Raw genomic sequence first — 14,249 nt, forward strand, 5'->3', positions numbered from 1 at the left:
TTTTCGGTTCGCATGGACGGCCAATCTGTTAAGCCGCCATTCAGACAGAAAGAGCGATAATTACACAAAATTCGCCGTCTCATGCAACCTTGCTAAAGTAGCATCGTATTGAGGCCGAACAATCAACCGCTCGAAAAGACGCCCGGACTGGATTGAAAATTTGACCTTGTTTCAGGTTTATACACGCGCTCTGCGCTATCTGACCGTTCATAAATGGCGTGTGGCCGTCGTCGTCATCGCCAACGTCATTCTTGCAGCGATCACCATTGCCGAACCCGTGCTGTTCGGCCGGATCATCGACGCCATTTCTTCTGGCTCCAATGTCACGTCCATTCTCATATTGTGGGCGGGGTTCGGCGTCTTCAACACCGTGGCTTACGTAGCCGTCGCCCGCGAAGCCGACCGGCTGGCGCATGGCAGGCGCGCTTCGCTCCTGACGGAGGCCTTCGGGCGCATCATCTCGATGCCGCTTTCCTGGCACCATCAGCGCGGTACGTCCAATGCCCTGCACACCCTCCTGCGCGCCAGCGAAACGCTCTTCGGCCTATGGCTGGAATTCATGCGCACCCATCTCGCGACCTTCGTCGCGCTGGTGCTGCTTGTGCCCACCGCCATGTCCATGGACCTGCGCCTCAGCTTCGTGCTGATTGGCCTCGGCATCGTCTACTGGTTCATCGGCAAATGGGTGATGGGCCGCACCAAGGATGGTCAGGCTTCGGTCGAAGAGCATTATCACAGCGTTTTTGCCCATGTCAGCGATTCCATCAGCAACGTTTCCGTACTGCACAGCTACAACCGCATCGAGGCTGAAACCAAAGCGCTGAAATCCTTCACCGAAAAGCTTCTAAGTGCGCAATATCCCGTGCTCGACTGGTGGGCCTTTGCGAGCGCTCTGAACCGCACGGCCTCCACCGTTTCGATGATGATCATTCTCGTGATCGGCACCGTGCTGGTGAAGAACGGCGAGCTGCGCGTCGGCGACGTCATCGCCTTCATCGGTTTCGCCAATCTCCTGATAGGCCGTCTGGACCAGATGCGCCAGTTCGTGACGCAGATTTTCGAAGCCCGCGCCAAGCTTGAGGACTTCTTCGTCCTCGAGGATTCCGTCAAGGAACGGGAAGAACCGGGCGATGCCCGTGAATTGTCGAATGTCTCCGGCACCGTGGAATTCCGCAATGTCAATTTCGGTTTTGCCAACACCAAGCAGGGCGTTCACGATGTCTCCTTTACGGCCAGGGCCGGCGAGACGATCGCGATCGTCGGACCGACAGGTGCCGGCAAGACGACGCTCATCAACCTGCTGCAGCGGGTCTATGATCCCGATTCCGGCCAGATCCTGATCGATGGGACCGATATTTCGACGGTGACGAAAAATTCGCTCCGCAACTCCATCGCCACGGTGTTTCAGGATGCCGGCCTGCTGAACCGCTCGATCCGCGAAAATATACGCCTTGGTCGTGAATCGGCCACCGATGCCGAAGTGGTGGAAGCAGCGGCGGCCGCTGCGGCGACGGATTTCATCGACAGCCGCATCAACGGCTATCTGACCCAGGTTGGTGAACGCGGCAACCGCCTGTCCGGCGGCGAGCGCCAGCGTATCGCCATCGCCCGTGCGATCCTGAAGAACGCCCCCATTCTGGTTCTCGACGAGGCAACCAGTGCACTCGACGTGGAAACCGAAGCCCGTGTGAAGGCCGCAGTGGATGCGCTGAGAAAGAACCGCACGACCTTCATCATCGCCCATCGCCTTTCCACTGTCCGCGATGCCGATCTCGTTCTGTTCCTCGATCAGGGCCGGATCATCGAAAAGGGCACTTTCGATGAGCTAAGCCAACGCGGCGGTCGCTTTACCTCGCTGCTGCGCACCAGCGGCCTGCTGACGGAAGACGAAGGCCAGCAGCCCCGGCCAAAGGCGATAGCCTCCTGAGGCTCAACGAATGGAATGCAAAAAGGGCGGGCACTGTCGTGTCCGCCCTTTTTCGTTGTCTGCTTCGAAAATATCGGGACATCACGAAGCTTCTACGTCAGTCCCCCAATCGTCATATTCACCACCGAATTTTTGCAGCCGTTGTGCTGAGAAGCTCAATTTCTCGGTCGATCTCGTTCGGAGCTTGCGGCTTGGAAAACTCTATTCCCCATCGCGCTGTCTGCGATGCATCCATCGCCTCACGGGTGATGCTGTAGCCACGGGGGACCAAGAAGTCTCTGTACAGCATCTGCCCTTCATGCGTCGGAATATGTGAAATCGTCTATCGGTCTCGATTTGCTGCCATCGTGCCTTGCTTCGCATTGACCGCCCATTGAGCGTTCTTGCCGGCCCTGTATCGCCGTATAGGCGCCATGCCCCAGACGCCAAACAACATCGAAGGCGGGGGAATCTCACAACAAAATTCGGGCCCCTGCGTCACCGCAGGAGCCCGACTTAAAAAGCAAACCGAAGGCCCGCCCGTCTCAGTCGAAGGGGATCACCCTCTCGCCGGCCGCCAAGTCCTTGCCATCGACAGATACCGAAACCTCCGCCGTGCCAGGCTTGCGGCTGACGGCAATGTCTCTAGCCTTGCCGTCGAGCGTGATCTTCACCGAGAAACCGCTCCAGTCTTCCGGCAGCGACGGTGAAATATGCAGCCTGCCGTCAGTGCGGGTGATGCCGAGAATACCCTCGACAGCGGCACGGTAGAGCCAGCCGGCCGAGCCGGTGTACCAGCTCCAGCCGCCACGGCCCGCATAAGCGCCTTCACCGTATACATCCGCGGTCACCACATAAGGTTCGACCCGATAGGTTTCCGACGCCGCCGCATCGAGCGCGTGGTTGACCGGGTTGAGCAGCTTGAAGCAGTTCCAGGCCTCCTGCGCCCTGCCCTGCTTGGCAAGAGCGAGAACCACCCAGGTCGCCGCGTGGGTATATTGTCCGCCATTTTCGCGCACACCTGGCGGATATCCCTTGATGTAGCCTGGATCGTGCGGCGCACGCGAGAATGGCGGCGTGAATAGCCGGATGATGCCGGTCTTTTCATCCACCAGATGCTCCATGACCGCATCCATTGCCTGCCGCGACCGGGCCTCTTCGCCTTCGCCGGAGAGAACGCTCCAGCTTTGGCCAAGCGAATCGATCCGGCATTCCTCGCTTCCGGCGGAACCCAGCGGCGTGCCGTCGTCGAAATAGCCGCGACGATAATAGCTGCCATCCCACCCTGCGGTTTCGAGCGCATTGCGCAGTTTTTCGCGGTGCGAGGCCCATCTGCCGACCCGATCCGTATCACCGCGCTTTTCCGCAATTTCAATGAAATCGCGCAAGGCGCCGGAAAGGAACCAGCCGAGCCAGACACTGGTACCCTTGCAGCCAACGCCGACGCGGTTCATGCCGTCGTTCCAGTCACCGCCGAGGATCAGCGGCAGGCCGTTCTCCCCGGTGCGATGAATGGCAAGATCGAGCGCCAGCGCCGCGTGTTCGTAGAGCGTCGCGGATTTGTCGCTGGTTTCCGGCTGGAAGAAAGCGTCGTGCTGGCCGGGCATCAGCGCCGGCCCCTTCAGGAAGGGAATGCTCTCATCCAGAATGGTGATATCGCCGGTCGCCGAAACATACTGGTTGATCGCATAAGCAAGCCATACCACGTCGTCCGAGATAGTGGTGCGGACACCGGCGCCTGTCAGCGGCAGCCACCAGTGCTGAACGTCGCCTTCCGGGAACTGCCGGCCGGCTGCGCGCAGGATCTGCTTGCGAGCGAGATCCGGCTGGTAGAGCAGAAACGCCAGGGTATCCTGAAGCTGGTCACGGAAGCCGAAGGCGCCGCTCGACTGATAGAAGGCCGTGCGCGCCAGAATGCGGCACGCCAGCGCCTGATAGGGCAGCCAATTGTTGACCATGTGGTTGAAGCCGGCATCCGGCGTGGACACCTGTAACTGGCCGGTAAAACCGGTCCAGAACGCCTTGCTTTCCTCCAGCACGGACTGGAAATCCACACGGCGGACATCCTTCACCAGCGCCTCGGCTTCTTCCGCATTATCGGCGTCGCCCAGAATGAAGGTCATGTGCCGTTCTTCGCCGGGCTTAAGGTGGATTTCCTGCATCAGCGCCGCACAGGGATCGCCGTCAACCTCGGTGCTGCCGCTGAGTGCGTTACCCGACACGATCGCCTGCGGGGCCTGTGCCGAACCAAAGCGGCCAATGAATTCCCGACGACTGGTAGTGAAACCGCTCGCCTCCGTATCAAGCGTCAGGAACGCCGTGCGTGCGCTGTAGTCGATGCTGTAGGGGTTCGACGCGAAGATTGCGTTGTTGCCCGCATCATGTCTGCTCAGAATGAACGGCGCTGATTTCTGTCCGTTATTGCCCAGCACCCATTCGACATAGGCATAAACCTTCAGCCTGCGGCTTTTGGACCCTTTGTTGCGAACGATGACCTGCGAGAACTTGACCGGCTTTTCACGATCGACGGTCTGTGTCACCTCGACTTCAAGCGTGTCGGCAACGCCGGTCAGGATGGAGTAACCCAGGCCGTGACGGGTTTCGAACATGGCTTCTGGATCACGCGACAACGCGGCACACGGCGTATAGAGCTTTCCTGTGTCCACATCGGCGACATAGAAGGCCTCGCCCGGCCGGTTGATGACAGGGTCATTGCTCCACGGTGTCAATTGATAATCGCGCGAATTGCGGCTCCAGCTGAAACCTGCGCCTTCGGCCGAAATATGGAAGCCGAAATTCTCGTTCGAGATGACGTTGATCCACGGATGCGGGGTGGACTGCCCACCATGGAGACGCACCACATATTCCTGTCCGTTCCTGGCGAAGCCGCCGAATCCGTTCCAGAAATCGAGATCGCCCGCGTCTTCGACCGGCTCCGCAACCGGGAAAGCCGGGACCGGCAGACGGGCCTGTGCGGCGTCGCTTGTGCCATCGGGACCACGATGGGCCGCAAACAGCGATACCGCGCGGTTGATCTGGTCCACGATCTTGCCGTTGCGCACATGGAGTACAACGCGGGAAGCGGCCAGAAGCGCGCTCCACGTCTCTTCATCCATCAGGTCACGGCGCACGGAGAAGACGTGCGGGCGACCGCCATCGGCGGGATTGATGCGGCGTTGTGCTTCGGAAATATGATCCAGCGCATGCTGCATGTCCTGCGCGTAGGATGCGGCCCGTTCGTTGACGATAACGAGATCGAAGATCACGCCGCGCGAACGCAGATATTCATGGGCACTCAGCGCCTCACGGGCGATGTCCATGTCCATATCGTCGTTGATGCGCAGGCTGAAAATCGGGAAATCGCCGGAAATCGCAAGCGGCCACAAGGCGCGCTGCGAAGCGAGTCCTGTTTTCAGCGTTTCCGAATCCGCACGCAGATGCATGTCGGGATAGGTCAGATATCGGCCGAGATGCTGGAAGGCGGCCGCCTGCTGTGAGGTGACGCCCACATGGCGCATCTGCACCTGTGTGCGCGTCCAGGCATGAACGAGTTCATGCGCGAAGGCGTCCGGATGACGATAACGGTCGATCGCCTTGTCGACTTCCTCGCGGCTCGGCGCGGCAATCGTCCAGAAGATCACGCTCACCTTCTTGCCTGCCGGCACGCGCACGGTGCGTCGCAGCGACAGGATGGGGTCGAGCGTGAAGCCGTCAGTGCTGGAAAGCGTCGCACCGGCATCGAAAGCCGCCGCTTCGCGCAGCGAACGGCCACGACCGATGAATTTGGCGCGATCCGTCTCGAATTCCGTCGGGCGCGACGGGCCGGCATTATCGGCGGCCAGATGCGCAATGACGGTGCCCGGCTCGTTCGGGCTGCGACGGTTGCGCCAGGCGCGGATGACGTCGCCACGCCGGCCGATCTCCGTCTGCACGAACATGCGCGAGAAGAGCGGATGGGCGTTGTCGTCATCCTCAGACGCAATGACCGGCTCCATATAGGAAGTCACTTCGATATAGCGATCCTCGGAACCGACATTGAGCAGGGTGACGCGTCGGCCTTCTGCATCGTGCTCGGTGGCGACGATGCATTCGACAACGCTCTGCAGGTCGCCGGTGGTCTTGTGGAACTCGGCCTTGTCGTCGGTGAAGACCGTCTTGGTCTTTTCACCCTCGAAGACACGCGGCTCCGCAGTCGCACTCCACCATTGCCCGTTGGTGGTGTCGCGCAGGAAGATGAAGGTGCCCCAGCGGTCTTCGGTCGGATCGGCCTTCCAGCGGGAAATCGCCTGCCCGTTCCATTTCGAATAACCTGCACCCGTCGAGGTAAGCATGGTCGAGTAGTGACCATTCGACAGGAACACCACCTCACGGTCGCGCGCCGCCGGATCGGCAATGGAGCGCACTTCCGCCCGCAGCAGGTCGGCCTGTTCCTTGCCGGGGGTCTCCGGCTCGTATTTGGCGCTCATGACAGGCACTTCGCGCGGCGCCTTTTCCTGCAGCAGCAATTCAGCTGCCTCGATCACCGGATCGGAATGGAAGAGCTCGCGCAGCACGCCGTCAAAGGCAACGTTGGCGACGGCCGCAATCGACATGCCATGGTGGTGGGCATAATAGTTGTAGACTACCGCACAGACCTTGCCATCGGGCACGCGCGTTGGCGTGAAATCCACCGCATCGTGGAAACCGTATTGGCCAAGTGCGCCAAGCTTGCGCAGCTTGTCGAGGTTTTCAAGTGCACCATCCGGATCGTATTGGCTGGCGAGGATCGATGCATAGGGCGCAATCACCGCATTCTGGCCAAGGCCACGCTTGAGGCCCAGCGTCGGCACACCGAAGTTGGTGTACTGGTAGTTCATGTTGTGATCGCGGGCATTAAACGCCGCTTCGGAAATGCCCCATGGCGTGCCCAGACGGCGGCCGTGATTCATCTGTTCCTTGACGATCAGGTTGTTGGTCTGGTTGAGGATACCCCCCTGACGCTCCTGCATCACAAGCGGCGGCATCAGATATTCGAACATGGAGCCCGACCAGGACACCAACGCGCCCTGCGCACCGATCGGCACGACCTGACGGCCAAGGCGGTACCAGTGCTCAGTCGGCAGATCGCCCTTCGCGATGGCGAAGAGGCTGGTCAGACGGCATTCCGACGCCAGAAGGTCATAGCAGGCCTCATCCAGCTCCTTGCTTTCGACGCGATAGCCAATGGACAGAAGGCGGCGATCCTTGCGGTAAAGGAACGTGAAATCCATCGAGAAAGCGAGATTGCGGCTGCGGTCGCGCAGCGAAGCGAGACGCTGGCGCAAGGGCTCGACATTGGTCAGGTCGATGGCGCTGTCGGAAATATGGGCTTCGCAGCACTCGACCAGCAACTGCGCCCAACGCGTCACTTCGGTGCTCTGTGTGGACTTCACCTCGTGGTCGACATTGGTGGCGAGCTTCTGAATGTCACGCGCAAGCACCGCCAGATTGATGACGCGAATGGAGGCGAATTCGTGCTCGCGCTTGACGGATGCCAGCGCGTTCGAGAAGCCGATGATACGCTCTTCGAGACGGCGATGCAGCGGCCGCAGGTTCTTGCGGTCGTCGGGCAAGGCCTTCAGCGTTTCGCGCAGAATGCCGGCCACGTCGCCGATACCGTCGAGGTTGCCCTGAAGATGCGCCGACGGCGCTTCCGCCCAATCGCGGCAAGCGGAAGAAACCGCAATCAAATGGCCGGCGAGATTACCGCTGTCCACGGCCGAAACGTAACGCGGTCCAAGCGTCTGCAAGGTATCGGTGTGATACCAGTTGTAGAGATGGCCACGATATTTTTCCATCTTCTCAACGGTCTGGATCGTGTTCTCGATGCGCTCCAGCGTGTCGGCAAAGCTGATCCAGCCAAACTGACGGGCGGAGATGACGGAGAGCAGATAAACGCCGATATTGGTGGGAGACGTGCGCGAGGCAACGATCGGTTCCGGCGTCTCCTGGAAATTGTCCGGCGGCAGGTGGTTTTCCTGCGGTGTCACGAAGGTCTCGTAATAACGCCAGGTACGACGCGCGATCTTGCGTAGTTCGAACGAGACGTGCTCGGAAACGAACAGCCGGTCTTCGGTCTCGGCTGACTGGCTGACATACCAGGCAACGGCGGGCGACAGCACCCACAGCAGCGTAAAGGGAATGCCGATCAGGAAGGCATTGTCGCCCGGCAGCGCCGCGAACAGAAGGCCGAGCATCGCCACAACGGGGGCGTGCCACATCTGACGATAATAATCGATGATGCTGCCCTGCGCACTGGACTGGATACTGGCGGCGGTGCGCCATTCCAGCATCAGCTTGTGGCTGACGAGCAGGCGGTAGAGCGAACGCGCAATCGCATCTGTCATCATGCAGGCGGCATCGGCGATGAAGACGATTCTCAGCGCGACTTGCGCATTGGTGGCGCGGATTTCAGACCAGATGGTGTGGAAATGCGCCTGCGGCACGATGTCTGTCGAACGCGGCACAAGGCCGGAAAGCAGCGAAAGCGTCGGTGCAACGAAGAGCGAGAAGATCAGCAGGATCTGCCAGATCAGCGCCCCGAGCGGATCCATGAAATACCAGCCGAGGATCGAGGCGAAGAACCAGGCGATCGGCGTCAGTGAGCGACGCAGATTGTCGACCATCTTCCACCGTCCGATAGCGGTGACGCCGCGGGCGCGGTCGAGAATATAGGGAAGCAGCTGCCAGTCGCCACGCGCCCAGCGATGCTGACGCGAAACTTCCACCTCATAGCGCGTCGGGAAGTCCTCCACGAGTTCCACATCGGTCACCAGCGCGCAACGCGCAAACGAACCTTCAAGCAGATCATGGCTGAGGACGGAGTTTTCTTCGATACGGCCCTTCAGCGCCGCCTCGAAAGCATCCACGTCGTAAAGACCCTTACCGGTGAAGGTGCCTTCGGAGGTCAGGTCCTGGTAAACGTCGGAAACCGTGAAGACGTAGGGATCGATACCGCGGTTGATGGAAAAGACACGCTGGAAAACCGAAGCATCCTTGCCCGTGGTCAGGGAAGGTGTGACGCGCGGCTGCAGCAGACCGTAACCTTCGACCACCCGACCGGATTCAGGATCGATCCTGGGGCGGTTGATCGGATGGTGCATCTTGCCGACCAGCTTCGTCACCGCATCGCGCATCAGGCGCGTATCGGCGTCCAGCGTCATGACATATTTCACACCTTCCGGAATGATATTCGCGCCGCCGAGGAACGTCGTGTCCTTGTCGCCGCGCAGCAGCATGTTCAGCTCATGCAGCTTGCCGCGCTTGCGCTCCCAGCCCATCCAGCAGCCTTCGGCCGGATTGTAGATGCGACGACGATGCAGAAGGTAAAATCGTGTCTTGCCGTCAAAGGCGTAGCGGCTGTTCAGTGTTGCCAGCTCGCGCTTGGCATATTCGAGTATCTCAAGATCATCCTCGGACTGCTCGTATTGCGCGTCGCGCCAGTCGCTCACCAGCGAGAAATAGATCTCACCATGCGGATTGGCGAGATAATGCACCTCGATATTGCGCATCATCTCGTCAACGCTGTCGCGACTGGTCAGCATGCAGGGCACGGCGACCAACGTACGCGCGTCCTCGGGAATTCCATTCTTGAACTCGTATCCGACCAGCCGGAACGGTTTCACGAAGAAGGTGACAAGGGTATTGAAGAGGCCGGTCGCGCCCTCCGAGGCGGGCAGAGCGAACATCAGCAGGAAAGCGGTGACAACATACCAGGGCATGCCCGCTTCGGCGAGGAACCATCCGACCGCCAGCATGGCGACCGCGGTGATGAGAAGCACCGGCGCTGCAATTGCCAGCCAGTTGAACTTCCGCATAGCCCGGACGATACGCTGCGATGCCAGGGGCCGGTATCCCAGCGCCTTTTCAAGCTCGAAACGACGCTGACCCACCAGCACGGAGCCGACATTGACGGGATGCGTCTCGTCCGCCTCTGCGGGCATATCGGTACGCGCCATTTCGACAGCGGCACGGGCGACCTCAACTTCGGTCTTGGGAGAACGACGCGCCAGAAGTTCGATGGTATTGCGGTAGGTGTTCCGCGAGCCGAAATCGAGCGTTTCGTAATCGGTTTCTTCGCGCAGAACCTTGTCGATATGGCTGACTTCCTCGAACCACACCGACCATTCGGTATCATCGATCTCGCGCAGGCTCTTGACGATGTTGCCCATCGTCACGTTGCCGGAGGCAAGGCGATTATGCTCCGACATCATGACGTTTTCGGCGTCGGTGCCGGCGGCATGCAGACGCTCTTCAAGCCATGCGACGGCAAAACCCGATGTCTGCGAGCCGTTTCGGAGGCGATAAAGGAACTGCGTCGCGAAAGTCGGGTCATCGACCAGCGAATCGACCTGCTTGAGAAGTGCTGCCGACGCTTCCGCATCGTTCAGACGGATGATCTCGTCGACCACCTCATTCGCCTTCTGGCGCATGCGGCGCGAACGCTCCACACGGATGGAGATGCGGCGAAGATTTTCGATGAGGACAAAACGGATGATCGATGGCAGCGCCCACAATTCACCGATCTGCAGCGTCTTCGAGGTCTGGTAGCCATCCACCAGCGCCGTCATGTTTTCGCGCGATACCGTGCTGTGGGTGTGGGCGACATAAAGCCAGCCGAGCGCCATGACTCGCGGGATCGTCACGCCGCCCACCGTCATCGTCGGCAGCTGGCGATAGAACTTGCGCGGAAAATCACGGCGGACTTCCTGGATCGCCTCTTCGATGACGTAGTGGTTGTCGAGAAGCCATTCCGCCGCTGGCGTTATCGTCGCGCCATTTTCCGCGTCGACCGCCGTTGTGCGATAGACCCTGAGGATTTCCTTTTCATTCTCGCGATGACGCTCGAAGAAATCGAACTCCATGAAGCCGGGAAGGCTGTCGGCGCCATCGCGGGAAAGCGCGGCGCCCGCATCATGCAGTTCCTCGACCGTCATATAGGACGCGCGGATCGAATCATTATGATCGATCTGCTTCGTCTCGGAATCACGGGCGGCGGCGGTCGGGGTGATATGAAATGACATCGGGCTCGTATTCTGAACTTTATGGAGACTTGTTCGACTTGACCGGCATTTCGTCCGTGGCGGGAACACACACGAAAATCGGCCACGCTATATTTATGACTTATCCTGAACCTTCGGTGAACCGGACCGGACGCCTGGATGAGAGGACCGTCCGGCAGGAAGGCGCCGCATACTGCTGCACAATGTTTGCAATCTGTTTGCGGGGCTTGAGATCAGCGCGTGCAGGGAGCTTCCGGTGACAGAAAGATCTCATCCTGCGGCCCGGCAACGCCGTTCCGACCGGATTTCGCACCCTCCCCGACGGCGAAATTTGTGCGCGCAACGCCCGATGGTCCCCCGTTGATAACCTGAAGGGCAACACGAAACCGGAACGGTTCGCGCTACATCCGAAAGACGCTAATGCCCCAGGACATCAATAGTTCCATGCCACCTGTCGCGACCCGATGCAAGCGCTGAATTTCAGGCTGTCTGAGTGCCTGCGGCGCCCCTTACATGCCCATGCATATGCTGCTATGTCATTTTGAAAAAGCACCGTAAAAAACGGCGAAACTCGGGACTTCGAAAATGACCAGACAGACCGCCACCATGACGTCTTTTGCCAATCATATGCCGGATGTGGTGGCAATCCGCCGCCACCTGCACCGTCACCCTGAAATAGGGCTCTCCGAGTTCAAGACCTCGGATTTCATTGCCGAACAATTGCTGGCGATGGGGTACGAGGTAACGCGCGGGCTCGCCGGCACTGGCGTTGTCGCCACGCTGCGCAATGGTGACAGCACGCGCACGCTTGGCATTCGAGCCGATATCGACGCCCTGCCGATCCACGAAGAAACGGGGGCGGAATATGCGAGCGCCAATCAGGGCGTGATGCATGCCTGCGGCCATGATGGCCACACTGCAATGCTGCTCGGCGCAGCGAAGATCATCGCCGAGCGCAGGAATTTTAACGGAACACTGCATCTGATCTTCCAGCCGGCGGAGGAAAATTTCGGCGGCGCCCGCATCATGATCGAGGACGGCCTGTTCGACCGCTTTCCCTGCGATGCGGTTTTTGCACTCCACAACGACCCCGGCCTGCCCTTCGGGCAGTTCGTGCTGCGCGACGGGCCGATCCTTGCCGCGGTCGACGAGTGCAAGATCACCGTCAACGGTTATGGCGGCCACGGTGCCGAACCGCAGGATGCCGCTGACCCTATCGTTGCCGGGGCAAGCATCATCATGGCGCTGCAGACGGTGGTTTCACGCAACATCCATCCGCAGCTGTCGGCGGTCGTCACCGTTGGCGCCTTCCATGCCGGTGCTGCCAGCAACGTCATTCCCGAAACGGCGGAAATGCTACTGACCATCCGTTCCTTCGATCCGGGCGTGCGCGATGAGCTGGAAAAGCGCATTCGGGCGATAGCCGAAGGCCAGGCGGCCAGCTACGGCATGAGCGTCACCATCGATTACGAACGCGGTTATAATGCAACCGTCAACCACAGGGCGGAAACGGATTATGTCGCCGATCTCGCCCGCCGTTTTGCCGGGCCTGAAAAGGTCGCAGAAATGCAGCGCCCGTCGATGGGCGCGGAAGACTTTGCCTACATGCTGGAGAAACGGCCGGGCTGTTATTTCTTCCTCGGCACCGCACGAACCGACAACGACCCGCCGTTGCACCATCCAAAATTTGATTTCAACGACGAAATCCTACCAATCGGAACCGCTTTCTGGGTCGATCTTGCGGAAGATTACCTGAAGTCGTGAATGGGAATGAAAAAGGCCGGTCGGAGGAGCGACCGGCCTTTTGTTCTCAAATTACCTGATGAGAAGATCGGGAGGATCAGGGAACGAGACCGAATATGACGGCAGCGACAAAGGCCATGCAGACGCCGACGAGAGCCGCATGAACCGAATCTTTCCAGTTGCGCGGCGACTGGGGCTGCGAAACAAAGTCTTTTACTTTTCCTGCCTTGGAATAAGACATTGTACACTCCCTTCCTGCTCGGCCCTTCAAAGCGGGCATTGCTTATTTCACTCGTAGAATAGCTTTATTCTCCACTGTTTCAGTAGAGATAATATTCCATAAGATACGTGCATCGGGAAAAATACGGATTGCAACTTGCCGGGCGGCAAGCATCAATCTACCCATTGCGCGGCATCAGCGCGACGGGGCGCTTTCCGTCTGAAGGCAATGCGGACACGGAAAATACCATGACAGATATCGACGCCATCATTATTGGAGCCGGTGTGATCGGCCTGGCGACAGCGCGAGAACTCGCTATGCGCGGCCTCTTCGTCGTCATCCTGGAAAGCGAAAAGGAATTTGGCTCGATCACTTCCTCCCGCAACAGCGAAGTTATCCACGCAGGCCTTTATTACCCGCCTGGAAGCCTCAAGGCCCGACTTTGCGTGGAGGGCAAGGAGCGTCTTTATGCTTTCTGCCAGAGCCACGGCGTTGCTCATCGCCGCTGCGGCAAACTCATCGTCGCCACGAGCCATGAAGAGACGGCCATGCTCGCCACTCTCCAGGAGAAGGGCAAGGCCAACGGATGTAACGATCTTGAGCTGATTGATGAACGACAGGCGGTTTTACTCGAACCCGCGCTCACCTGCGTTGCAGCCCTTACGTCACCTTCGACCGGTATCATCGACAGTCACGGATACATGCTGGCGCTGTTCGGAGACGCACAGGATCACGGCGCGGCCATGGCCGTCAACGCCCCCTTCGAAAGGGCGGAAGTGGCGGGCCATGGTTTTCGGATCCACGTCGGCGGCGCGGAGCCCACCAGCCTGACGTGCCGGCTGCTCATCAATTCCGCCGGACTTGTTGCGCCGATGTTGGCGAGAAAGATAGAGGGATTGCCGGAGGATGGTATCCCGCAGGCGCGTTTCGCCAAGGGCAGCTATTTTTCCCTGGCCGGCAAGTCACCCTTTTCAAGGCTCATCTACCCGGCACCTCATACTCATGGCCTTGGCGTACATCTCACCCTCGATCTTGCTGGCCAGGCTCGTTTCGGCCCGGATGTGGAGTGGGTGGACGCCATCGATTACGCCGTCGATCCCCAACGCATGGAAGGTTTTGATGATGCGATACGGCGTTATTGGCCGCGCCTTCCCGACCATGCGTTGATTCCGGCCTATTCTGGAATCCGGCCGAAGATTTCAGGTCCGGACGAACCCGCTATGGATTTCCGCATTGACGGGCCGGAGACGCATGGCGTCAACGGTCTCGTCAATCTCTTCGGCATCGAAAGCCCCGGCCTTACTGCCTCGCTGGCCATCGCCAACGAGGTCGCGGCGCGGCTCGAGGCTTGATCCCAACC

Annotated in this window: 5 protein-coding genes; 3 read left to right on the forward strand and 2 right to left on the reverse strand. The window is 59.6% G+C overall.

Annotated features, from left to right (window positions below):
• Positions 1–160 precede the first annotated feature (160 nt).
• On the forward strand, positions 161–1,927 hold the full coding sequence (locus QE453_RS21955; RefSeq protein WP_004443992.1) for a glucan ABC transporter ATP-binding protein/ permease: 1,767 nt from the start codon (positions 161–163) through the stop codon (positions 1,925–1,927).
• A 524-nt stretch (positions 1,928–2,451) separates the two neighbouring features.
• Here QE453_RS21955 and QE453_RS21960 read toward each other — a convergent pair.
• Positions 2,452–10,947, reverse strand: a complete 8,496-nt coding sequence (locus QE453_RS21960; RefSeq protein ID WP_309778008.1) for a GH36-type glycosyl hydrolase domain-containing protein — start codon at positions 10,945–10,947, stop codon at positions 2,452–2,454.
• A gap of 564 nt (positions 10,948–11,511) precedes the next feature.
• On the opposite strand from QE453_RS21960, the gene QE453_RS21965 reads away from it, so the two are divergent.
• The gene (locus QE453_RS21965; protein ID WP_244456052.1) at positions 11,512–12,690 is read left to right on the forward strand and encodes a M20 aminoacylase family protein; all 1,179 of its coding nucleotides are present in this window, start codon (positions 11,512–11,514) and stop codon (positions 12,688–12,690) included.
• A gap of 76 nt (positions 12,691–12,766) precedes the next feature.
• Here the strand turns inward: QE453_RS21965 and QE453_RS21970 are convergent, their stop codons facing one another.
• Entirely contained in the window at positions 12,767–12,910 is a 144-nt protein-coding gene (locus tag QE453_RS21970; RefSeq protein WP_004443999.1) for a hypothetical protein, read from the reverse strand.
• Between the two features lie 227 nt (positions 12,911–13,137).
• On the opposite strand from QE453_RS21970, the gene QE453_RS21975 reads away from it, so the two are divergent.
• Positions 13,138–14,241 (forward strand): NAD(P)/FAD-dependent oxidoreductase, encoded by a 1,104-nt coding sequence (locus tag QE453_RS21975; protein WP_309778010.1) that lies wholly within the window; start codon positions 13,138–13,140, stop codon positions 14,239–14,241.
• Positions 14,242–14,249 lie beyond the last annotated feature (8 nt).

It is taken from the genome of Agrobacterium sp. SORGH_AS_0440, from assembly GCF_031453135.1.
GTDB classification, from domain to species: Bacteria; Pseudomonadota; Alphaproteobacteria; order Rhizobiales; family Rhizobiaceae; genus Agrobacterium; species Agrobacterium pusense.

Excerpts from the sequence above, each read along its gene's own strand:
- QE453_RS21960 (WP_309778008.1), bottom strand. The coding sequence starts at position 10,947 with ATGTCATTTCATATCACCCCGACCGCCGCCGCCCGTGATTCCGAGACG.
- QE453_RS21965 (WP_244456052.1), top strand. The coding sequence starts at position 11,512 with ATGACCAGACAGACCGCCACCATGACGTCTTTTGCCAATCATATGCCG.
- QE453_RS21970 (WP_004443999.1), bottom strand. The coding sequence starts at position 12,910 with ATGTCTTATTCCAAGGCAGGAAAAGTAAAAGACTTTGTTTCGCAGCCC.
- QE453_RS21975 (WP_309778010.1), top strand. The coding sequence starts at position 13,138 with ATGACAGATATCGACGCCATCATTATTGGAGCCGGTGTGATCGGCCTG.